23 protein-coding genes are annotated in these 21,678 nt (G+C 70.2%); 15 read left to right on the top strand and 8 right to left on the bottom strand.

Features of this window, described 5'->3' with window-relative positions; translation table 11 throughout:
• Positions 1-35: 35 nt before the first annotated feature.
• Positions 36-1,229: an aminotransferase class I/II-fold pyridoxal phosphate-dependent enzyme gene (locus VNR19_RS13070; protein ID WP_325727437.1), complete on the top strand. Its 1,194-nt coding sequence runs from the start codon at positions 36-38 to the stop codon at positions 1,227-1,229.
• A 7-nt stretch (positions 1,230-1,236) separates the two neighbouring features.
• Here the strand turns inward: VNR19_RS13070 and VNR19_RS13065 are convergent, their stop codons facing one another.
• Together VNR19_RS13065 and VNR19_RS13060 are read right to left on the bottom strand one after the other, a co-directional pair.
• Positions 1,237-1,824: a thymidine kinase gene (locus VNR19_RS13065; RefSeq protein WP_325727435.1), complete on the bottom strand. Its 588-nt coding sequence runs from the start codon at positions 1,822-1,824 to the stop codon at positions 1,237-1,239.
• A 35-nt stretch (positions 1,825-1,859) separates the two neighbouring features.
• Positions 1,860-2,618 (bottom strand): SDR family NAD(P)-dependent oxidoreductase, encoded by a 759-nt coding sequence (locus tag VNR19_RS13060; protein ID WP_325727433.1) that lies wholly within the window; start codon positions 2,616-2,618, stop codon positions 1,860-1,862.
• A gap of 90 nt (positions 2,619-2,708) precedes the next feature.
• On the opposite strand from VNR19_RS13060, the gene VNR19_RS13055 reads away from it, so the two are divergent.
• The 5 genes from VNR19_RS13055 (at position 2,709) to VNR19_RS13035 (ending at position 6,842) form a co-directional block, all read left to right on the top strand.
• On the top strand, positions 2,709-3,884 hold the full coding sequence (locus VNR19_RS13055; RefSeq protein WP_325727545.1) for a thiolase family protein: 1,176 nt from the start codon (positions 2,709-2,711) through the stop codon (positions 3,882-3,884).
• 32 nt (positions 3,885-3,916) lie between these two features.
• Positions 3,917-4,282: a VOC family protein gene (locus tag VNR19_RS13050; protein WP_325727432.1), complete on the top strand. Its 366-nt coding sequence runs from the start codon at positions 3,917-3,919 to the stop codon at positions 4,280-4,282.
• A gap of 148 nt (positions 4,283-4,430) precedes the next feature.
• Positions 4,431-4,886, top strand: coding sequence for an Hsp20/alpha crystallin family protein (locus VNR19_RS13045; RefSeq protein WP_325727430.1), 456 nt, complete (start codon positions 4,431-4,433; stop codon positions 4,884-4,886).
• Between the two features lie 247 nt (positions 4,887-5,133).
• A complete protein-coding gene (locus tag VNR19_RS13040; protein WP_325727429.1) occupies positions 5,134-6,192 on the top strand; it encodes a DUF2804 domain-containing protein in 1,059 nt (352 codons plus the stop codon).
• 41 nt (positions 6,193-6,233) lie between these two features.
• A complete protein-coding gene (locus tag VNR19_RS13035) occupies positions 6,234-6,842 on the top strand; it encodes a TetR/AcrR family transcriptional regulator (protein ID WP_325727427.1) in 609 nt (202 codons plus the stop codon).
• On the opposite strand, the gene VNR19_RS13030 is transcribed toward VNR19_RS13035, so the two are convergent.
• Positions 6,832-7,356: a winged helix-turn-helix transcriptional regulator gene (locus tag VNR19_RS13030; protein ID WP_325727425.1), complete on the bottom strand. Its 525-nt coding sequence runs from the start codon at positions 7,354-7,356 to the stop codon at positions 6,832-6,834. The genes VNR19_RS13035 and VNR19_RS13030 overlap by 11 nt on opposite strands.
• Before the next feature lie 78 nt (positions 7,357-7,434).
• On the opposite strand from VNR19_RS13030, the gene VNR19_RS13025 reads away from it, so the two are divergent.
• From VNR19_RS13025 to VNR19_RS13010, 4 genes are read left to right on the top strand one after another with little or no spacing between them, the layout of a single operon-like run.
• Positions 7,435-7,992 (top strand): pyridoxamine 5'-phosphate oxidase family protein, encoded by a 558-nt coding sequence (locus VNR19_RS13025; protein WP_325727423.1) that lies wholly within the window; start codon positions 7,435-7,437, stop codon positions 7,990-7,992.
• Positions 7,989-8,678, top strand: a complete 690-nt coding sequence (locus tag VNR19_RS13020) for a Type 1 glutamine amidotransferase-like domain-containing protein (protein WP_325727422.1) — start codon at positions 7,989-7,991, stop codon at positions 8,676-8,678. Before VNR19_RS13025 ends, VNR19_RS13020 begins: the two co-directional genes overlap by 4 nt.
• 36 nt (positions 8,679-8,714) lie before the next feature.
• The gene (locus VNR19_RS13015; RefSeq protein ID WP_325727543.1) at positions 8,715-9,506 is read left to right on the top strand and encodes an ABC transporter ATP-binding protein; all 792 of its coding nucleotides are present in this window, start codon (positions 8,715-8,717) and stop codon (positions 9,504-9,506) included.
• Positions 9,503-10,237 carry an ABC transporter permease gene (locus tag VNR19_RS13010; RefSeq protein WP_325727420.1) on the top strand — a complete coding sequence of 245 codons (735 nt, stop codon included), beginning with the start codon at positions 9,503-9,505 and terminating at the stop codon, positions 10,235-10,237. The genes VNR19_RS13015 and VNR19_RS13010 overlap by 4 nt, the downstream gene beginning before the upstream one ends.
• A 93-nt stretch (positions 10,238-10,330) precedes the next feature.
• Here VNR19_RS13010 and VNR19_RS13005 read toward each other — a convergent pair whose 3' ends face one another.
• Positions 10,331-10,780, bottom strand: coding sequence for a MarR family winged helix-turn-helix transcriptional regulator (locus VNR19_RS13005; RefSeq protein ID WP_325727418.1), 450 nt, complete (start codon positions 10,778-10,780; stop codon positions 10,331-10,333).
• 74 nt (positions 10,781-10,854) lie between these two features.
• Here VNR19_RS13005 and VNR19_RS13000 point away from each other — a divergent pair, with 74 nt between their 5' ends.
• Together VNR19_RS13000 and VNR19_RS12995 are read left to right on the top strand one after the other, a co-directional pair.
• On the top strand, positions 10,855-12,681 hold the full coding sequence (locus VNR19_RS13000) for a DUF2207 domain-containing protein (RefSeq protein ID WP_325727416.1): 1,827 nt from the start codon (positions 10,855-10,857) through the stop codon (positions 12,679-12,681).
• Between the two features lie 28 nt (positions 12,682-12,709).
• Positions 12,710-14,242: an L-serine ammonia-lyase, iron-sulfur-dependent, subunit alpha gene (locus VNR19_RS12995; RefSeq protein WP_325727414.1), complete on the top strand. Its 1,533-nt coding sequence runs from the start codon at positions 12,710-12,712 to the stop codon at positions 14,240-14,242.
• A 201-nt stretch (positions 14,243-14,443) separates the two neighbouring features.
• On the opposite strand, the gene VNR19_RS12990 is transcribed toward VNR19_RS12995, so the two are convergent.
• Positions 14,444-15,583, bottom strand: a complete 1,140-nt coding sequence (locus tag VNR19_RS12990; protein ID WP_325727412.1) for an epoxide hydrolase family protein — start codon at positions 15,581-15,583, stop codon at positions 14,444-14,446.
• Between the two features lie 68 nt (positions 15,584-15,651).
• On the opposite strand from VNR19_RS12990, the gene VNR19_RS12985 reads away from it, so the two are divergent.
• Positions 15,652-16,626 (top strand): helix-turn-helix transcriptional regulator, encoded by a 975-nt coding sequence (locus VNR19_RS12985; protein ID WP_325727410.1) that lies wholly within the window; start codon positions 15,652-15,654, stop codon positions 16,624-16,626.
• A 9-nt stretch (positions 16,627-16,635) separates the two neighbouring features.
• On the opposite strand, the gene VNR19_RS12980 is transcribed toward VNR19_RS12985, so the two are convergent.
• Together VNR19_RS12980 and VNR19_RS12975 are read right to left on the bottom strand one after the other, a co-directional pair.
• Positions 16,636-17,118: a DUF488 domain-containing protein gene (locus VNR19_RS12980; RefSeq protein ID WP_325727408.1), complete on the bottom strand. Its 483-nt coding sequence runs from the start codon at positions 17,116-17,118 to the stop codon at positions 16,636-16,638.
• 40 nt (positions 17,119-17,158) lie between these two features.
• A complete protein-coding gene (locus VNR19_RS12975; RefSeq protein ID WP_325727406.1) occupies positions 17,159-18,109 on the bottom strand; it encodes an aggregation-promoting factor C-terminal-like domain-containing protein in 951 nt (316 codons plus the stop codon).
• 229 nt (positions 18,110-18,338) lie between these two features.
• Between VNR19_RS12975 and VNR19_RS12970 the strand changes: the two genes are divergently transcribed.
• Positions 18,339-19,706 (top strand): alpha/beta fold hydrolase, encoded by a 1,368-nt coding sequence (locus VNR19_RS12970; RefSeq protein ID WP_325727404.1) that lies wholly within the window; start codon positions 18,339-18,341, stop codon positions 19,704-19,706.
• A gap of 18 nt (positions 19,707-19,724) precedes the next feature.
• Here VNR19_RS12970 and VNR19_RS12965 read toward each other — a convergent pair whose 3' ends face one another.
• The gene (locus VNR19_RS12965) at positions 19,725-20,696 is read right to left on the bottom strand and encodes a calcium/sodium antiporter (protein WP_325727402.1); all 972 of its coding nucleotides are present in this window, start codon (positions 20,694-20,696) and stop codon (positions 19,725-19,727) included.
• 116 nt (positions 20,697-20,812) lie between these two features.
• On the opposite strand from VNR19_RS12965, the gene VNR19_RS12960 reads away from it, so the two are divergent.
• The gene (locus VNR19_RS12960) at positions 20,813-21,643 is read left to right on the top strand and encodes an aldo/keto reductase (RefSeq protein WP_325727400.1); all 831 of its coding nucleotides are present in this window, start codon (positions 20,813-20,815) and stop codon (positions 21,641-21,643) included.
• Positions 21,644-21,678 lie beyond the last annotated feature (35 nt).

The following is a 21,678-nucleotide window of genomic DNA, read 5'->3' as shown; positions in this document are numbered from 1 at the left end:
CAGCGCATTCGGCGCCGGGGAGCGAGGAGGCGTTCGTGACGATCTCTGCACGTGCGAGCGAGGCGAAGTCCGCGGTCGAAGTCGTGACGGCGTTCTTCGGGCGCATCGAGGCGATCGAAGACCCGGATGCCGTCGACCTGACTTTCGGCAACCCGCACGAGCTCGCCCTGCCCGGCCTCGTCTCGGCGATTCGACAGCAGGTCGAGCCGCGGTCGGACGGCTGGTTCGCGTACAAGACCAGCGAGCCCGAGGCCCAGGAGGTCGTGGCATCCGGTCTCTCCGCCGAGCTCGGACTCGACTTCGAACCCGCCGACATCGCGATGACGCAGGGCGCGTTCGGTGCGATGACGCTCGCGCTCGCGCTGCTCGCAGATGCCGGCGACGAGGTGATCATCCCGCTTCCGGGGTGGTTCTGCTACGAGCCGATGCTGCGCGTGGGGGACCTCGTCCCCGTCCGGGCGCCTCTCGACCCCGAGACGTTCGACCTCGACGTCGACGCGATCGCGCGCGCGATCACGCCGCGCACGCGGATCGTGATCGTGAACTCGCCCGCGAACCCGACGGGGCGCGTCTACCCGAAGTCGTCGTGGGACGCGCTGGCGACCGTGCTCGAAGAAGCCTCGGCGAAGAACGGTCGCCGGATCTGGATCATGTCGGACGAGCCCTACCGTCGCATCCGGTTCGACGGCATCGGCTTCGCGAGCCCCGCCGGTTCGTATCCGTGGACCGTCATCGACTACTCCTACGGCAAAGTGCTCCTCGCGCCGGGTCAGCGGCTCGGCTACCTCGCGCTGTCGCCGCTCATTCCAGCGGCCGAGCGCGAGGAGCTGCGCGAAGCGCTCATGCCCACCGGCCTCGCGATCGGATGGGGCTTCCCCGACGCGATCATGCAGTACTCCGTGCCCGCTCTCGAGACCGTGTCGATCGACATCGCCGACTACACGCGCAAGCGCGATCGGCTCTTCCAGGCGCTGGCGGAGGCGTCGTTCGAGGTCACCCGTCCGGAGGGCACCTTCTACCTGTGGGGCCGCGCGCCCGGCGGCGACGCGGTCGCGTACTGCGATGCGCTCGCCGCCCGCGGCGTGTACATCATGCCGGGCACGCTCTTCGACCAACCCCATCACTTCCGGATCTCGCTCACGGGGACGATGGGCATGATCGATGCGGCGATCCCGCACCTCGTCGAGGTCGGCTCCGAGCTCCGGAAGGCGGCTGTGCGCGCCGGTTGACGCCCCGTCAGGCCCGGGCGCTGCGCCCGGTGAAGTGCCGTCGGCACCGCGCCTGATACGACTCGACGCCGCCCACCTGCTCGCGGGTGGGGACGTTCGGGTCGCCGACGTCGCCCGGTGCGAGACGCCGGTGGAACGCGGCATCCGCGCCGCACACCGCGCACACCGCCGTGAGCTTCACGACGTCTTCGGCGATCGCCATGAGCGACGGCATCGGCTCGAACGGGCGCCCGTCGAACGTGACGCACAGTCCCGCCACGACGACCGTGCTCCCGTCCGCGACCAGCGCATCGACGGCGGGCACGAGGTCGGGGCCGAAGAACTGCGCTTCGTCGATCGCCACGAGGTCGAGATTCGCTCCGCGCACCGATGCCGTCAGCTCGTCGACGCTCGACACCGCGCGCGACGGCACGCTCAGGCCGGAGTGCGAGCTGACCTGGCCCTCGCCGCGGCGGTCGTCGAGCGCGTGGTTGATGACCTCGACCGCGAGGCCGGCGATCTGCGCCCGGCGGACCCGCCGCAGCAGCTCCTCGGACTTGCCCGCGAACATCGGACCGGTCACGACCTGCAGCCGAGGGTCGTTGCGCGTGTGCATGGCGCCACCCTACGGCGGGGTCACGACGCCGCGCGTCAGCGCGGCTGCATCCGGATCCCGCCGTCCATGCGGATCGTCTCGCCGTTGAGGTAGTCGTGCTCCACGATCATCCGCACGAGCTGCGCGTACTCGTCGGGCCGCGCGAGCCGCTTCGGGAACAGCACCTGCTCCGCCAATGACGCGCCGACCTCTTCGCCGAGCGCGGCGAGCATCGGGGTGTTCACGATGCCGGGCGCGATCGTGTTGACCCGGATGCCGGACGACGCGAGGTCACGCGCCGCCGGGAGCGTCATGCCGACGACACCGCCCTTCGACGCCGAATAGGCGACCTGCCCGATCTGACCCTCGAACGCGGCGACCGACGCGGTGTTGACGATGACTCCGCGCTGGCCGTCCTCGTCGGCGGACTGGTTCGCGATGACCTCGGCCGCGAGGCGCATGACGTTGAACGTCCCGATGAGGTTCACCTCGATCACCTTGCGGAATGTCTCGAGGTCGTGCACGCCCTTCGACCCGCGCAGGCGACGGGCGGGTGCGATGCCGGCGCAGTTGACGACGATGCGCAGGGGCGCGGCATCCGGATCGATCCCGTCGAGCGCCGCTTGAACCTCATCGGCGCTCGTGACGTCACCCGCGACCAGCTGCACACCCTCGTGTGGCTCGGCCTTCTCGATGCCCTGCGGCAGGTCGAGGGCGATCACGGATGCCCCGTGCGCGGCCAGGCTCGCGGCGGTGGCGGCTCCGAGTCCCGAGGCTCCGCCGGTGACCAGGGCAGTCGTGCCGTCGATTCTCATGTGTCTCCTCCATTGCAGATGGCGTCAACGCTACCGATCGTTCAGGATCGAAGAGGAACCCAGCCCCCAGAGCGAGGAGCCCCCGCAATGATGCAAGAAGCCGTCATCGTCGACGTCGTGCGCACGCCGGCCGGCCGCGGAAAGCCGGGCGGCGTGCTGTCGTCGGTGCATCCGGTGGATCTCGCCGCCCACGTGCTCACCTCGATCCTCGAGCGCAACGGACTCGAATCGCGCCAGATCGACGACGTCATCATGGGATGCGTCAGCCAGGTCGGCGAGCAGTCCCTCAACATCGGGCGCCAGGCCGTGCTCGCCGCCGGCTTCGACGAGACCGTGCCGGCGACCACGATCGACCGCCAGTGCGGATCGAGCCAGCAAGCGGCGCACTTCGCCGCCCAGGGGGTCATGGCGGGCGCGTACGACATCGTGATCGCGGCGGGCGTCGAGTCGATGAGCCGGGTGCCGCTCGGCTCGAGCGTCGCCGGTGCGGAGGTGGCCCCCGGCATCCGCAAGCGGTACCCCGAAGGCCTCGTGAACCAGGGCATCTCGGCGGAGCTCATCGCCCACAAGTGGGGCTTCAGCCGAGACGAGCTCGACGCCTTCGCCGCCGAATCGCACAGGCGGGCGGCGGACGCCGCGGCCCGCGGCGACTTCGACAGCCAGGTCGTCCCGGTCGAGATTGACGGCGAGCTCGTGCGGCACGACGAGACGATCCGGTCGGGCACGACGGTCGAGGGCCTGGCGGGCCTGCAGCCCGCGTTCCGCACCGAGAAGGCCGTGGCGCGCTTCCCCGACCTGGAGTGGAACATCACGCCCGGCAACTCGTCGCCGCTCACCGACGCCGCCTCCGCCGCGCTCATCATGAGCGAGAAGAAGGCGCACGAGCTCGGGCTCACGCCGCGCGCGCGGTTCCACGCCTTCGCCGTCGTGGGCGACGACCCGCTCATGATGCTCACGGGGCCGATCCCCGCGACGCGGCGCGTGCTCGAGCGCTCGAGCCTCGGTCTGGACGACCTGGACGCATACGAGGTGAACGAGGCGTTCGCATCCGTGCCGCTCGCGTGGGCGCGCGAGGTCGACGCGGACGCCGCGAAGCTCAACCCGTGGGGAGGGGCGATCGCCCTCGGCCACGCGGTCGGGGCATCCGGCACACGCCTGCTCGGAACGCTCGTGGCGTACCTCGAGGCGACGGGCGGACGGTACGGGCTGCAGACGATGTGCGAGGGCGGCGGACTCGCGAACGCGACGATCATCGAACGCCTCTGACGGGCGGACGGGGCGCATGCCACACTGACCCCGTGAGACTCGTTCAGATCGCCCAGCACGCCGACGACCTGGATCGCGCCGCCGAGTTCTACACCGTGCTGCTCGAGCGCACGCCGACGGCGAAGTTCGACCCTCCCGGGTTGCTGTTCTTCGACCTGGACGGCGTGCGCCTGCTGCTCGACCGGAGCGCTCCGTCGTCGCTCATGTACCTCCACGTCGAGAACGTGCACGAGACGATCGAGCGCCTCGACGGGCTCGCCGAGGTGGTGGAGAAGCCGCACGTGATCTTCACGCACGACGACGACAAGCTCGGCCCCGCCGGACACGAGGAATGGCAGGCGTTCGTGCGGGATTCCGAGGGGAATCTCGTGGGACTGGTGTCGTTCCAACGGCCCTGAGCGCGACACTCCTCTCGGGTGGTCGTTCGCTCTGGGCGAACGCTTCTGGATTTAGCACTCTCTTACGACGAGTGCTAATCTGGTAGTGGTTGAGTCGAGGCGGCTCAACTTGGGAATGACACGAGTGAACGAAGAGAAGGAGGGACCGATGGCAACGTTCGACCCGTTCCGCGATCTCGACCGGCTGGCGTCCAGCCTCTTCGAGACCGTGCGCGGACCGAGGCGTATGCCGATGGACCTTTACCGCGACGGTGATCACTACGTGCTGACCGCCGACCTGCCGGGCATCGACCCCGGTTCGGTCGACATCGACGTCGACGGTCAGCTGCTGACGATCCGCGCGGAGCGCACGCTCCCGTCCGGCGAGGGCGTCAAGTGGATCACGCGCGAGCGTGAGGCGGCGAGCTTCGTGCGCCAGCTCAACCTCGGCCAGGGCATCGACACCGATCGCATCTCGGCCAGCTACAACAACGGTGTGCTGAGCGTCACGATCCCCGTCAGCGAGGAGGCGAAGCCGCGCAAGATCCCGGTGATGACCGAGGGCGCCCCGCAGACGATCGAGGCTCGCGAGAGTTCCGACTCGCCGCAGCCGATCGCGCAGTGACCTCAGGTCACGCCAGCACCCACGCCCCGGGCCCCGCCCGGGGCGTTTTCGCGTGCGTCGGGTGTCAACGGGGCCGTGGCCGGCCGATCGTGTGAAAGCGCCGGGCTCAAACGCCGATCGGGCTCCTGAACAGCGGCGCGGCGGTCGATCCGGCCCGGCGCTTTCACCGCCGGACCGCTTGCGCCGCCCCGGATGGGGTCCCCTAGGATCGACGGAACCCGAACCCGGACCGTCAGCAAGGAAGCCGATGACCGCCGATTCCTCCGCGCCCGCGCGCCCGTCGCCCGCGGCCGCAGCCGAAGCCCCTGCCCGCCCCGAGCGCGAGCTCACCGAACCTGTCTCCCTCACCCGCCCGAACGGACGCCTCAACACGGACGCGATCGGATGGGCGCGGCACCCGATCGTCGACACCTCCGGAGTCGGCCGTGGCGGCGGGCGCAACAAGCGCTGGGAGTACTGGAACGTCATCACGCCGACGCACATCCTCGCGCTCACCGTGTCGTCGATCGACTATGCCGCCGTGCACGAGGTGTGGGTGCTCGACCGCGTGCGCCAGCGCACGTGGGGCCGCAACGCGACCGTGCTGCCCGCGCGGGGCGTCGAGCTTCCGCCGCGGCTCGAGGCCGGTCGGGCCACCGCCCGCGCCAAGGATCTCGAGATCGACATCGACGAGGTCGAGAACGGCACGCGCCTTCGCGCCCGCATCCCGGGGGCGGAGTTCGATGTGGTCGCGGAGCGGCCCGACGGACACGAGCGGCTCGCGGTGGTCGTTCCGTGGACCGCGACGCGGTTCCAGTACACGGTGAAAGACGTCGCCCGACCTGCGCGCGGCTCGCTCACCCTCGACGGCATGAAGCGCGAGGTGCCGGCGGGGCAGTCGTGGGCGGTGCTCGACCACGGGCGTGGTCGCTGGCCCTATGACGTGGCCTGGAATTGGGGTGCCGGATCAGGCATCTCGAACGGACGCGTCATCGGCGTGCAGGTCGGAGGCCAGTGGACGGACGGCACGGGGTCGACCGAGAACGCGATGCTCGTCGACGGGCATCTGCACAAGATCCACGACGAGCTCGAATGGGACTACGACGTCTCGAACTGGCGTCGCCCGTGGCGCGTCACGGGCGGTGGGCTCGACGCGACGTTCACGCCGTTCTACAACAAGATCTCGCGCACGAACCTCGGCGTGATCTCGTCGAAGACGGATCAGTGCTTCGGACACTGGTCGGGCACGTACCGCATCGACGGGGGAGAGGTCGTCGAGTTCGACGGGATCACCGGCTGGGCCGAGGACGTGCACAACCGCTGGTGACCGCGCATGTGCGGGTCGCCCCCGCGGCCTATGCTGACGCCATGCCGGAGTACGTCGTCCCGACCGCGAAGCGGCGCCGTGGGCGCCCGCGCGGAGGAGCGTCGGATGCGCGCGAGCGCATCCTCACCGCAGCGGCCGAGGAGTTCGGCGAGCTCGGCTACGACGGTGCCACGATGCGCGGGATCGCCGCGCGCGCCGGCGTCGACGCGGCGCTCGTTCACCACTACTTCGGAACGAAGGCCGACCTGCTCACTGAGATCGTCGACGCGCCGGTCCGGCCGGATATCGACGTGCCCCGCCTGCTCGACGGACCACGCGACGCCATCGGCGAGCGCATCGTCCGATACGTGCTCGAGACCTGGCAGGACGCCGACGTGCAGAAGCGCGGCCTCGCGCTCCTGCGCGCGACGCTCGGCAATCGGCTGACGACGCCGCTGCTCGCCGCGTTCCTTTCGCGCGAGCTGATCGGCCGCATCGCCGACCAGCTGGACGTGCCGGATGCCGAGCTGCGCGCCTCGCTCGTCGCGACGCAGATCGCGGGGCTCCTGCTCGGGCGCTACGTGCTCAAGCTGAAGCCGCTGGCCGGGGCATCCGTCGATGAGCTCGTCGCACGGATCGGTCCGACCGTGCAGCGGTATCTCACGGAGTGACCGCGGGGGCGGATTCGGCGACCGCCGCCTCGTAGGCCGCCTGGAGCTCCGCGAAGACCGAAGCGGCGCCGGGGGGTCGCGGTATACCGAGATGCTGCTCGCGCAGCTCGTCCATGAAGCGGTCCCACAGCTCAGGTCCGCCCCTCTCGAGCAGCTCGGCTCTGACCGACAGCTCGTGGCTCGCGGGCAGGTGCCGGCGGCCCCACGATCCGAGCGCCGCCATCACAGGCACGAGCTGGATGCCGGCCTCGGTCAGGCTGTAGCGGATCTTCTGGCGATGCGTCTCGTCGTCGGAGCGCCACAGGAGTCCCTGTGCGACCAGGCGCCGGAGCCGATCGGCGAGGATGTTCGACGCGATGCCCTCCTCCGACCCGGTGAGCAGCTCGCGGAAGTGGTGGCGGTTGCCGAACATCACGTCGCGCAGCACGACGAGCGACCAACGGTCGCCGAGCACCTCGACGGCCAGGTTGATGGGGCACCCCGACCGGTGACCATCGTCCCGAGCATCCGTCATGAATCTGATTGTACTTTGCAATCGGTCCTGCTAGGTTGGCGCACACCGGTTCCACTTTGCAATCAGTTCGGAGGATCGATGGCGACTCCCACCGAGAGCCTCGACACGCGGTTCAGCGACTCCGCCGCGTTGCCCACTCCGTGGTCCGCGGCCGCCGAGCGTCTCGCCCGCGCCGAAGTGGCATGGATCGTGACCGTGCGGCCCGATGGGCGTCCGCATTCGACGCCGGTGGTCCCCGTGTTCCACGATGACCGGATGTACTTCCATACCGGCCGCCGCGAGGTGAAGCACGCGAACCTGCAGGCCAACCCGAACGTCCTCGTGCTCGTCGGCGACACCGAATGGGACCGGGGACTGGACGTGATGTTCGAGGGGACCGCGACGCCGGTCACCGATCCCGAGGCGCTGCGCCGCGTCGCCGACCTCTTCCGCGCGCGGTGGGACGGTCGCTGGATCCTGGAGTCGGCGGATGGCCGGCTCGAGACGCTCGCGGCGCCCGACGTCGAGATCGTGGTCTACGAGGTGACCCCGACGAAGGCGCGCGGGCACTCCAAGGGCGAGCCGTTCGGCCAGACCACCTACCGGTTCAGGGCCGAGCGCAGCCCGGCACCGCTCGCGCAGGAAGGCATTCGATGAAACTGCTCCTCACGTCCGGCGGCGTCACGAACGACAGCATCCGCAACGCCCTCGTCGAGATGCTCGGCAAGCCCATCGGCGAGGCGGACGCGCTCTTCGTGCCCACCGCGCAATGGGGTCAGCCGATGTGCTCGCCCCAGTCGGTGTGGAACTCGACCGCGGGCCGGTGGAGCAACGGCGTCGAGAGCATGGTGGAGCTCGGGTGGAAGTCCGTCGGCGTGCTCGAGCTCGCGGTGCTGCCGAGCGTCGGCCGCGAGCGGTGGGAGCCGTGGGTGCGCGGGGCCGACGTGCTGCTCGTCGACGGCGGCGAGGCGGTCTTCCTCGCGAAGTGGATGCGCGAGTCCGGGCTCGTCGATCTGCTGCCCGAGCTGCACGACACCGTGTGGGTCGGCGTGAGCGCCGGGAGCATGGTCATGACCCCGCGCGTCGGTCGCGAGTTCGTCGACTGGGACCCCGACGGCACGGACGAGACGCTCGGGGTCGTCGACTTCTCGATCTTCCCGCACCTCGACTACCCGGGCTGGACGGAGAACACGACCGAGGCCGCCCGGCGCTGGGCGACGAAGATCCCCGGGCCGGCGTACGCGATCGACGAGGAGACCGCGATCCGCGTCGTCGACGGGGAAGTCGACGTCATCTCGGAGGGTCACTGGGAGCGCTTCGACGCGCAGGCGCGCACGTCTTGACCGACGGGTAGGCGCGCGAGCATAATTCATCACGTGATGAATAATCCCGCGGTGCCGGATGCCTCGCCCGCCGTGCTCGTGCGCGACCTGCACGTGCGGCGGGGCAGGACCCGGGTGTTCGAGGGGCTCGATGTGGAGATCCCCCGCGGTCGGATCACAGGCCTCCTCGGGCCGTCGGGCTGCGGCAAGACGACGCTCATGCGATCGATCGTCGGCGTGCAGAAGATCGCCTCCGGCACGGTGACGGTGCTCGGCCGGCCCGCCGGCTCCGCGGGGCTGCGCCACCGGGTCGCCTACGACACGCAGGCCGCCTCTGTCTACGGCGACCTCACGATCGAGCAGAACCTGCGGTATTTCGCGCGCCTCATCGACGCTCCGCGCGACCACGTCGACCGCGTGATCGAGAGCGTCGGCCTCGCCGACCAGGCGAAGCAGACGATCGACTCGCTCAGCGGCGGTCAGGAGAGCCGGGTGTCGCTCGCGGTCGCGATGCTGGGCTCGCCCGAGCTGCTCGTGCTCGACGAGCCGACGGTGGGCCTCGACCCGCTGCTGCGCGCCGAGCTGTGGGCGGTGTTCCGCACGCTCGCCGAGGAGGGCGTGACCCTCATCGTGTCGAGCCACGTCATGGACGAGGCGCTGCGCTGCGACCGCCTGCTGCTCATGCGGTCGGGGCGCGTGATCGCCGACACGACGCCGCGCGCGTTCCTCGGCTCGACCGGCGAGGAAGACCCCGACAACGCGTTCCTCGCGCTCGTCGAGAAGGATGCGCGCGCGCATCCGCGCTCCGAACATCGGGCCGGCGACCCGGGGGCGGAGGGGCGGCCATGAGGTTCTCACGCACCTTCGCGACCGCGGGACGGGTGCTCCGCCAGCTCAGCCACGACCACCGCTCGGTCGCGCTCATGCTCGTCGCCCCGAGCCTGCTCGTAGGGCTGTTCGCGTGGCTGTTCGTCGATCAGGACCAGGTCTTCCAGATGGTCGGGCCGGCGATCCTCGCGCTGTTCCCGTTCGTCGTGATGTTCCTCATCACGTCGATCACGACGCTGCGCGAGCGCCGGTCGGGCACGCTCGAACGCCTCATGACGACGCCGCTCGGCAAGGCCGACTTCATCGCCGGGTACGCGATCGCGTTCGCGGCCGCCGCGATCGTGCAGGCGCTCATCACGGTCGCGTTCGCGGTCTATGTGTGCGGGCTCGAGGTCGACGGACCACTGTGGCAGCTCGGGCTCGTCGCGGTCGTCGACGCGGTGCTCGGGTCGGCGCTCGGCCTGCTCGCGAGCGCGTTCGCGCGAACCGAGTTCCAGGCCGTGCAGTTCATGCCGATCATCGTGTTCCCGCAGATCCTCCTCGGCGGGATCATCATGCCGCGCGACCAGATGCCCGACGCGCTCTACGCGATCTCGGACTGGCTGCCGCTCAGCTACGCGGTCGACGCCGTGAATGCGGTCACGGCCGGGGATGAGGAGTGGGAGGTCTACGGTCCGCTGCTCATCGTGGTCGCGTTCGTCGTGGGCGCGGTCGTGCTCGCGTCGCTCACACTGCGGCGGCGGACGCCGTGATGACGGATGCCGAAAGCCCCCGTCCCTGAGCGAGGTGGGCAGCGACGCGTCCGGGTCCGGTACCTGGTCGAGCGAAGCGAGACGAAGGGCGGCTCAGTCCGCGCCGTCGGCCTTCGTGCGGTTGCGGAGCTTCGACGTGAGCTCGCGCAGCTGCGCCAGCTCGTCGTCGGAGAGCACCGACATCCGCTCCGCGATCTGGCGACCGTGCACGTGGGCGAGCTTGCGGAACAGGGACGCGCCCTCGGGTGTCGCCTTGACGAGCGCTCCGCGGCCGTCGTCGGGGTCGGGGCACTTCGTGATGAGACCGCGCGTGACCATGCGGTCGACGAGTCGCGAGACGCTCGGCTGGCTGATGAGCATGTTGGCGGTCACGTCACGCAGCCGCGCGGTCTGGTCCTCGCCCCGCGTGACCGTGAGGAGCACGTCGTACTCGGCCTGGCTGAGCTGTCCCTCGTCGAAATCGCGGCTGATGAGCTCGAAGATCTCGTGCTGCGCACGGAAGAGGCTCTCCCAGGCGTCGATCGCGAGGCGGCGGTCCGTCATGCACACCAGAGTAGAGCCCCGGTGCGACGCCGGGAGCGTGAGTCGGTGCGCGCCCCGCCCCTAGGCTGAGGAACATGTCTGTCTGGCAGAGGATCGTCGTCGGCGCGATCGCTGCGGCGGTGTCACTCGTGGGGGTACTGGGCGGCGCATCCGCTGCCTACGCGACGGAGACGGATGCCCCGACCGCCGCGGTCGCGGGCACCGACGTCGAGGCGTTCACGTTCGAGAGCATGGACGTCGTCTACACGATCGGTCGCGCCGAGGACGGCACGAGCACGCTCGAGGTGGTCGAGACATTCGTGGCGGTGTTCCCGGACTTCGACCAGAACCGCGGCATGCGCAGGACGATCCCCGACTCGTATCAGGGGGCGCCGCTGAATCCGCGCCTCATCTCGATCACCGACGAGAACGGCCAGTCGCGTCCTTCCGAGGTCGCGTCCGAGGACGGCTGGTACATCATGACGTCCCGCGCGAACGACTATCTGCACGGCCGGCAGACCTTCGTGTTCACGTACACGCTCGAGAACGTCACGCGATACTTCGACGATGTCGGTGCGGACGAGTTCTACTGGGACGTCAACGGCGCGGACTGGCGGCAGCCGTTCGGCCGGGTCTCGGCGACGCTGATCGTGCCGCCCGAGCTGTCCGACGCGCTCACCGGACAGCAGGCGTGCTACCAGGGGTACCAGGGCGCGACGCAGCAGTGCGCGATCACGGCGGCACCGTCGACCGACGGGGGCGCGACCGTTGTGGCATCCGCCGATCAGCTCGCGGCCTTCCAGACCATGACGATCGCGGTCGGCTTCGAGGCGGGCACCTTCGCGACGTTCGACTCGACGTACTTCGGGTCGCCGTGGGGCTGGGCGCAGGGCATCGCGGCGCTCTTCGCGGGCGGCGCGGCCGTGTTCGCGGGAATCACGCGGTCGCGCAAGCTGCGCGACGCGCCCGGAAGGCCGACGATCATCGCGGAGTACACGCCGCCGCGGCAGGTCGACGCCCTCGAGAGCGCCGTGCTGCTCGGCAAGACGACGAAGGCGATCCCGGCAGAGGTGCTCGAGCAGGCGGTGGTCGGCAGCATCCGGATCGTCGAAGGCAAGCGCTCGTGGACGGGCAAGGCGAAGCTGCGGGCGGTGCTCGTCGACCCGTCGCGGGCGGACGGCGATGGGCGGATGCTGCTCGACGGCCTCTTCCCGACGGGCACGCCCGGTGAGGAGTTCGAGTTCGGGCGCACCGACACGCGCTTCTCGACGGCCGCGCAGGCGATCATCAAAGCCGCGAACCGGGAGCTCGACCGCCGTGGGCTGCGTCGGCACGTGCCGCTGGGCGTGCGTGCGCTGCCGGTGGTCGTCGCCATTCTGGCGGCGGCCTTCGTGGTCCTGTTCGGCATTGCGGCGCTGGACGCGTTCGTCGACGGGTGGGTCCCGGTCCTCGTCATCATCGGCACGGGGCTCGCCGTCTTCGCGACGATCGGGCTCGTCTCACACAAGCCGCTCACCGCCGAGGGCGCCGAGGTGCGCGACCACCTCGAAGGGCTCAAGGTCTTCATCGAGTGGGCGGAGGCCGACCGCATCCGCATGCTCCAGTCGCCCGAAGGCGCCGAGCGCGTGCGGATCGACCCGAACGATCCGCGCGAGATGCTCAAGCTCTACGAGACGCTGCTGCCGTACGCGGTCGTGTTCGGGCAGGAACGACAGTGGGCGGAGCACCTCGCCGTCCTGTACGGCTCGCAGGGCAACCCGGGGTGGTACGTGGGCTCGAGCGGATTCAACGCGGCCGCGTTCTCCGCCGGAATCGGGTCCCTTTCGGCCAGCGCCTCGGCGTCGTCGTCGACGTCCGGCGGCTCGGGCGGCGGCGGGTCGGCCGGTGGTGGCGGGGGAGGCGGCGGAGGCGGCGGTGTCTGACAGCGCCCGGCTCGCTTAGCCTGGAGGGGTGAGCGCCTACGTCTCGGCGTTCGAGCTGTTCTCCGTCGGTGTAGGACCCTCGAGCTCCCACACGGTCGGCCCGATGCGGGCGGCCCGTGATTTCGCCGTCCGCCTGCGGGAGTCGGGAGACCTCGACCGTACCGCCCGCGTCCGCTGCACGCTCTTCGGCTCGCTCGGCGCGACCGGCATCGGCCACGGCACGCCCGACGCCGTCGTCGCCGGCCTGCGCGGCGAGGATCCGGCCACGGTGGACCCCGACGCCGTCCGCCGCGCATGGAGCGATCGGCCCGACGGCGGCACCCTCGTGCTCGCGGGCGCGCACGGCGTGCGGTTCGCGAAGGACGACATCGAGTTCGCACCCCGGATGCGGCTGCCGGGGCATCCGAACGCCATGACCCTCATCGCGCTCGACAGCGCGGGCGCGCCCCTCGCAGAGGAGACGTACTACTCGATCGGCGGAGGCTTCATCCGCCGCGAAGGCGAGCCGTCGCGCGCGCCGGCGCGGCCGTTCCCGCTCTTGTTCGGCAGCGCCGAGGAGCTCCTGGCGCTGTGCGACGAGCACGGACTGACGATCGCCGAGGCGGCGCGCATCAACGAGCAGGCGGTGCGCTCCGAAGAGGAGGTCGCGGCGGGCCTCGACGCGATCTGGAACGCGATGGCCGGATGCATCGACGCCGGGCTGCACGCCGACGGCGAACTCCCGGGCATCATGCGCGTGAAGCGGCGCGCGGCCGCGATCCGCAGACAGCTCGAAGAGGCCGAGGCGTCGGGGCATCGCGAGCTGCCGGGGGAGTGGCTGGGCGCCTTCGCGCTCGCGGTCAACGAAGAGAATGCGTCGGGCGGGCGCGTCGTCACGGCGCCGACGAACGGCGCGGCGGGGATCCTGCCGGCGGTCGCGATGTACTGGTGGCGCTTCCTCGCCGACTCGGGGCTCGGCGCCGACAACGCCGTCACTCCGCACGGCCCGCTCGTCGGCAGTGCGCTGCTCGCGTTCGGCGGCGTCTCCTCCCGGTCGCTGAGCGAGGAGCGAAGCGACGAGACGAAGCGCACGTTCCCGATCGACGACCACGCCGAGGACCTCTACGTCGAGGCGAACCGGCGGCGCGGCATCCGTCGATTCCTGCTCACGGCGACCGCGCTGGGCTCGCTGTTCAAGGCGAACGCGTCGATCTCGGGCGCCGAAGGCGGATGCCAGGCGGAAGTCGGCTCGGCGTGCGCCATGGCTGCCGGCGGGCTGACGGCCGTGATGGGCGGCACGAACCGGCAGATCGAGAACGCGGCCGAGATCGCGATGGAGCACCACCTCGGACTCACGTGCGATCCGGTGGGCGGGCTCGTGCAGATCCCGTGCATCGAGCGCAATGCGATCGCCGCGTCGACCGCGGTCACGGCCGCGCGCCTCGCGCTGCGCGGCGACGGCTCGCACTACGTCTCGCTCGACGCCGTCGTCGAGACGATGCGCCAGACCGGCATCGACATGTCGCACAAGTACAAGGAGACGAGCGAGGGCGGGCTCGCGGTGAACGTCATCGAGTGCTGACAGAGTAAGGGCCGGTCGGAGAGGCTACCGACCGGCCCTTGTCCCTTGCACCAAGAGTGTCCTGCAATCACATGCCGGCAGCTGCCACAGCAAAACAACTACCGTGCATGCACTCTATAACGAGAAGGTAACGACGGCAAGGGTTTGTCGTTATCTTTTTGTGATTCTGGTCCGGGTCGCGCGAACGGCCCGGACCGGCTGTCAGCGAACCTTCGTGAAGAACTCGCGGATGTCGCCGACGACCGCCTCGGGACGCTCGAGCGCCGCGAAGTGGCCGCCCTCGTCGAAGCGGCTCCAGTGCACGATGCTCGAGTTGTCGCGCTCGGCGAAGACCCGGATCGTCTGGAAGTCGTCCGCGAAGACGGCGACACCTGTGGGAGCGGCGTTCACCTGCGGGTCCGCCTGCCGGCGGGCGTCCTCGAGGTAGACGGGGCTGATGCCCGACGCGGCGTTCGCGAACCAGTTGACGCTCACCTCGAGGAGGATCTTCTCGAGTGGCACGAGCGAGGTGCCGTTGCCGAAGCTGTTGAACAGCTCGCTGTACGCGAGGAGTGCGACCGGCGAGTCGCTCAGGCCCGCGGCGATCGTCTGCGGACGCGACGCGTTCATCGTGTTGTAGCCGCCGACGGACTGGAACCACTGCATGTGCTCGAGTCCGGCGTAGTCCTGCGGCTCGAGCTTCTCGAACTCGGCGGGGTCGCCCGACGGGAATGAGAAGAGCTGCAGCACGTGCAGGCCGAGGAAGCCCTCCGGGTTGAGGAGTCCGAGCTCACGCGCGACGAGCGCGCCGTTGTCGGACCCGTGGATGCCGTACTGCTCGTAGCCGAGCCCGCGCATGAGGGCGTCGTACGCGGCGGCGACGCGGGCGGTGGTCCACCCCGCGGCGGTGAGCGGCTGCGAGAAGCCGAAGCCGGGGGCATCCGGGATCACGACGTCGAAGGCGTCCTCCGCCTTGCCGCCGTGCGGGACCGGGTCGACGAGCTGGTCGATGAGGTCGAGGTAGTCGACGGATGACCCGGGGTAGGTGTGCGCGAGAAGCAGCGGCGTCGCGCCGGGGTTCTCGGAGCGCACGTGGATGAAATGGATCGGCTGGCCGTCGATCTCGGTCATGAAGTGCGGGAAGGAGTTGATCCGCGCCTCGGCGGCGCGCCAGTCGAACGTCTTCCACGCGTCGACAGCCTTGCGCAGGTACGAGTTCGGGGTGCCGGCGTCCCAGTCGTCGGTCGGCGCGGACTGAGGGAAGCGCGTGCGGGCGAGGCGCTCGTGCAGGTCGGCGAGCTCGGCGTCGGGGATCGAGACGGTGAAGGGGCGGACGGAGAGGGAAGCGGTGGTGGCGTTCATGTCTTCGACGCTACGGTGCTATTAGGTTCGATCCGTTCCTAATAATCCGATCATCTCGAGGAGTCTTCGTGGCAGATCCGACCGCCCGTCTGCTGAGTCTCCTGGCGCTTCTGCAATCCGCGCGCGAGCGCACCGGACGCGAGCTCGCGGAGCGACTCGGCGTCTCGACGCGCACGGTTCGCCACGACATCGACCGCCTCCGCGGTCTCGGGTATCCGGTCGACGCGACGCGCGGACCGGTCGGCGGCTACCGCCTCGGCGCGGGCGGCACGCTGCCGCCGTTGCTGCTCGACGACGAGGAGGCGGTCGCCGTGACCGTCGGCCTGCGCGTGGCCGCCGGTATCAGCGGAGTGGAGGAGGCCGGAAGCCGCGCGCTCGACAAGCTCGAGCAGGTGCTGCCGACCCACTTGCGGCCCACGGTCGAAGCGCTGCGCTCGATCGAGCGGGCGCCCGAGAACGTCGACACGGATGCCCCGGATCCCGAAGTCGACGCGACGGCCCTGCGCGCCATCGCGTCGGCGATCCAGGGCGTCGAATGGCTGCGCTTCGACTACGACGACGAGCCGCGCCTCGTCGAGCCGTATCGCCTCTTGAGCTGGAAGCGGCGCTGGCACCTCGTCGCGCGCGATCCGCAGAACGGCACGTGGGCGACCTACCGGGTCGATCGGATGAGATTGCGGCTGCCGACTCGCCGCCGCTTCGACCCGCAGCCGCTCCCCGGCGGCGACTACACCGCGTTCGCCCTGCGCTCGATCGCGATCGAGGGCTGGAACGTGCACGCGCGGCTGCGGATCGCCGCGTCCGCCGAGCGCGTGCTCGCGCGCATCAATCCGACGGTCGGCGTCGTCGAGCCGATCGACGATCACACGTGCGTGCTCGTGACCGGCGCCGACAGCCTCGACACCGTCGCGGCCTACATCGGCATGCTCATGATGGACTTCGTCGTGGAGTCGCCGCGTGAGCTCGTGCCGCTGCTCGAGGAGATCTCGCAGCGCTATGCGCGCGCCGTTGCCGGCTCAGCCGAGTTCGCCGCTCCGGACTGAGGGACCGCGTCACGGCACGAGGTGCTCGACCGAGACGTCGTGGTCTCGCCGCATCCGTTCCGCGATCAGCGACCGGTGGCACGCCTCGGGGTCGCGCTCGACGCACAGGAAGGCTGGGATCACGCCCTCGTCGAGGGCATCGAGCACGGGCGTGAGGTCGGCGCGGTCGAGCACCTCGGTGACGAATCGGCGTGCGAACTCGGGTGCGAGCGCTTCGCGTGACCGCTTGCCCACGCCGCGGTGGTCGTCTTCGGCGTACTGCAGCTGCCGCAGCTCGGTCGTCGGCGCGAGGTCGGGCAGGTGCCGGTACGCGATGCCCGCGTCGGAGAGCAGGGCCTGGAGGCGGAGCGAGTTCGCCCACGCGTACTCGGGTCCGCGCACACCGCGGCGCTGTCGCGTGTCGAGCAGTACGCCGACGCCCGCGTCGCGCAGGCGCCGCAGGAACGACTCGGCGTCGAACCCGTAGACCCCGATCGTCGTCAGCCGGCGCACGAGGTCAGTGTGACACGGATGCCGCGGCCGCCCTCCCGGATCAATACCAGTTGAACGCGTTCGAGTGGCCCCACGCGCCGCACGGGGAGCCGTACGCGCGAGCGATGTAGTCGAGGCCCCAGACGATCTGCGTGCGTGCACTGGTCTGCCAGTCCGGGCCCGCGGTCGCCATCTTGCTGCCGGGCAGCGCCTGCGGGATGCCGGTCGCGCCGCTCGAGGCGTTGTACGCCTGGTGGTTCCAACCCGATTCGCGGTTCCAGAGGTTCACGAGACACGAGAACTGGTCGCCGCCCCAGCCGTACTGCGACGCGGCGAGGTCGCGGGCGAACGCCTGCGCGCCCTCGACGGTGTTCGCGGCGGCGAGCGCCGCTGCGGCCTCCTCGGCCTTGCGCTGCGCCTCGGCGGCGGCGGCGGCCGCGGCGGCCGCAGCGGCTTCCGCCTCGGCCTTCGCCTTGGCGGCGGCGTCGTGGCGCGCCTGGAGCGCGTTCGTCTCGGTGACGACGCCTTCGAGGTGCGCGACGACGGCCTTCGTGAGCGACGGGAGCATCGGGGGGAGTCCGACGAAGTTCTCGACCCGCTCGGCGGCCGCGCGCAGGTCCTTCGTGTCGATCGTGGTCGGGCCTTCGCCGAGGTCGAGACCGGATGCCGCGGCATCCGCTGCGACCTGCTTCGCGCGCTCGACCGCGTTGTCCGTCGCACGGAGGGCTGCGTCGGCGTCCGCCGCGATCTCCTCGAACAGCGCCGGCTCGCTCGTGTCGGTGAGCGCTGCGAGAGCCGTGCCGGCCACCTGCACGGGGCTCGCGACGGCCGCGGATGCGCCGGAGGCGAGCGGCATCGAGGCGGCGGTGAAGCCGGTGAGGGCCACGAGGCCGATCGTCGTGCCGAGCACCGCACCGGCGGTCAGCGCCGCCGCGCGGCGACGCTTCGGGGTGGCGGCGGGCTCGGGTGCCGCGGGGGCGGCGGGCAGGGTGGACGTGGGCGTGGAGAGCATGCGGGGAACGCGTCTTTCGGGTCGCTTTCCCGTCGCCGGCACGCGGCGGCGGGCGTGTCCTCGGGTCGGACACAAATCACCGAGTCTGCGTGACCGGTCTGGACGAAACCGTGGCGCTGCCTGCAAGAACCGTCAAAGGGCGGAGCCACTCGACGGCTGTCGGTGGCACGCGCAATACTCGCGTGAGCGCGTGCCGACCAACACGATCGACGGCTGAGGAGGCCGGTTGATGGACATCATCCTCGTACCCGGAATGTGGCTCGGCGGTTGGGCGTGGTACGCCGTCGCGCCGAAGCTCGAGGCATCCGGTCATCGCCCTCACGCGCTGACGCTGCCGGGCATGGGCCGCGACGACGGCGATCGGTCGGCCGTCACGCAGCAGGACGCGGTCGACGCGGTCATCGCAGAGATCGACGCGTGCGAGGCGCCCGTCATCGTGGTCGGGCATTCCGCCGGGTGCGGCATCGTCTCGCTCGCCGTCGCGGCGCGTCCCGACAAGGTGGCTCGCGCCATCTACATCTCCGGGTTCCCTGCGGTCGAGGGAAGGCCGCTCGTCGAGGGCTACACGGTCGAGGACGGCGTCATCCCGCTGCCGGCGTGGTCAGAGTTCGACGAAGCCGACACCCGCGACCTCGGCGAGGCGGGGCAGGAGGCCCTGGCCGCCTACGCCGTGCCGACGCCGGCGCGGGTCGTGGGCGACGAGGCGCACTACGCGGGCGACGAACGGCGGTACGACATCCCCGTGACCGTCATCGCGACGGAGTTCACCTCCGACGACCTCCTCTCGTGGATCGCGGAGGGTGCGCCACCCGTGCAGGAGTTCACGCGCATCAAGGATGTGACATACGTCGACATCCCGACCGGACACTGGCCGATGCTCACTCGGCCGGACGAGCTCACCGAGGCGATCCTCTCGCAGCCGCCGATCGGCAGCGGGCGCGTGCGCAGCGCCATCTCGGCGAAGGAGTTCCACGAGGCATCCGGCGTCGACGACTGGCGCGTCCTCTACTTCGGGGCGTACGCCTTCTACCGCGCCGAGTCATACGACCAGGCCGTGCGGCTGACGGTGGAGATCGGGCGGATCGCCGACGAGCTCGAGCACTATCCCGACGTCGACCTGCGGCGCGAGGGCGTCACGGTGCGTACCTTCTCGCGGCGGAGCGGCGGCCTCACCGGGAGCGACATCGAACTCGCGCAGCGCGTCTCGGCGGCGGCGCTCGAGTTGGGGATGGAGCCCGACCCGACGAACCTGCAGCAGGTCGGCATCGCGATCGCGCACGATCCCGACATCGACGTGCGGCCTTTCTTCGCGGCGGCCTTCGGCTACGAGGAGCTCGGCATGGAAGACGCGATCGACGCGAACCGTCGCGGCCCCCACTTGTGGTTCCAGCAGATGGAGCCGGCGAAGCCGAGGCGTGGCCGCATGCACATCGACGTGTCGGTGCCGCCCGATTTCGCCCGCAAGCGCATCGAGGCCGCGCTCGCGGCGGGCGGGCGCATGGCCGACGACTCGCACGCGCCCGACTACTGGACCCTCGCGTCGCCCGACAACCACGGCGTCGACATCGCGGCGTGGACGGACTTCGACGACCGCTGAGCCGGGACGCCCGCTGGGTCAGGTGCGCGTGACGATGAGGTAAGAGAGGTACGCGACGTAGGCGATCACGAAGCCCGTGCCCTCGCGACGAGACAGCATGCGCCCCGACGTCATCAGCGGCCCGCAGATGAACGACACCGCGACCATGAGCGGAAGATCGATGTAGACGAGCTCCGGGCCGATGAGGATCGCGCCGGGGGAGAACAGCATCGTCACGCCGAGGATGATCGTCAGGTTGAAGATGCTCGACCCGATGAGGTTGCCGATCGCGATGTCTCGGTCGCCCCGGATGGTGGAGATGATCGTCGTCGTGAGCTCGGGCGCGCTCGTGCCGATCGCGACGATGGTCAGGCCGATGAGCGCATCCGACACGCCGAGCGCGTGAGCGAACTCGACGGCGCCGTCGACGAGCCAGTCGGCGCCGACCACGATCACCACAAGGCCCACGACGAGCAGCAGCGACTGGATCGCGATCGCACCGAGCTTGTGCTCACGCCGGGGCGGCGCGGGGTACTCGGCCGCGAATTCCGCGAGCACGACCGCGCTCTCGCGACGGGTCCACCGCACGAGCAGCGCCATGTAGACGAGTGCGAACGCGACGAGGGGGATGCCCTCCCACACCTCGAGGGCCCCGTCGATTCCGAACATCAGGAGAAGGTAGGCGGCCCCGCCCATCATCGGGAGGTCGAGGCGGATCGTCTGCAGCGTGAGCGGCAGCGCTCGGATCGCCGCGGACAGTCCGAGGATGAGGAGCAGGTTGACCATGTTGGTCCCCGCGATGTTGCCGACGGCGAGCGCGCCGACATTGTTGTTGGCCGCGTCGATGCCGACCGCGAGCTCGGGAAGGCTCGTCCCGATCGAGACGACTGTGAGACCGATGAGGATCGGCGGCAGTCCGAGCTGCCGAGCGAGGCGCGCGCCGTAGCGGACGACGAGCTCAGCACCGAGGATGAGCGCCGCCAGCCCCAGAACGATCCAGAGAAGCGGCATGAACCGAGAATATCGGGGCGGCGAGAGCCGCCTCGTGGTCAGTCCCGCCGATGGTTGCCTCGCCGCGCATCCGATTGTCCCGCCTCGTCCCCTCGAACGCGCGCCAAGATGGAAACATGCAGATCCCCACGGTGACCCTCAACGACGGCACGTCCTTTCCCGAGCTCGGCCTCGGCACCTACAACCTGCGCGGGGCGGAGGGGGTGACATCCATGGTGTCGGCCATCGAGCTGGGGTACCGGCTGCTCGACACCGCGGTCAACTACGAGAACGAGCGCGAAGTCGGCGAGGCGATGCGCCGCAGCGGCGTTCCGCGCGAGGAGCTCCTCGTCACGACCAAGATCCCCGGTCGCCACCACGGGTACGACCTCGCGATCGAGAGCACGAACGGATCGCTCGCGACGCTCGGCGTCGACTACCTCGACCTTTCGCTCATCCACTGGCCGAACCCGAGCCGCGACCTGTACGTCGACACGTGGCGTTCGATGATCGATCTGCGCGACGCGGGCAAGATCCGCTCGATCGGCGTCTCGAACTTCACCGAGCAGATGCTCCGCCGCCTGATCGACGAGACGGGTGTCGTGCCCTCGGTGAACCAGATCGAGATGCATCCGTACTTCCCGCAGGCCGAGCTGCGCGCGGTGCATGCCGAGCTCGGCATCCGCACCGAGAGCTGGAGCCCGCTCGCACGCCGCTCCGAACTGCTCACCGAGCAGGTGCTCGTCGAGCTCGCGCACATCCACGGTGTGACGCCGACGCAGATCGTGCTGCGCTGGCACGTGCAACTGGGCAGCACGCCGATCCCGAAGTCGGCTGACCCCGACCGGCAGCGTGAGAACGCCGACGTGTTCGGCTTCGAGCTCACCGACGACGAGGTCGCCGCGATCTCGGCGCTCGAGCGGGGGCGGCTGTGGAACGGCGACCCGAACACCCACGAAGAGATGTGAACAGACTGCGCAGCACGCCGCCCACCCGGGTTAGC

It is taken from the genome of Microbacterium sp., from assembly GCF_035556355.1.
Lineage (GTDB): Bacteria > Actinomycetota > Actinomycetes > Actinomycetales > Microbacteriaceae > Microbacterium.
This window is presented reverse-complemented; position numbering and strand designations above follow the sequence as displayed.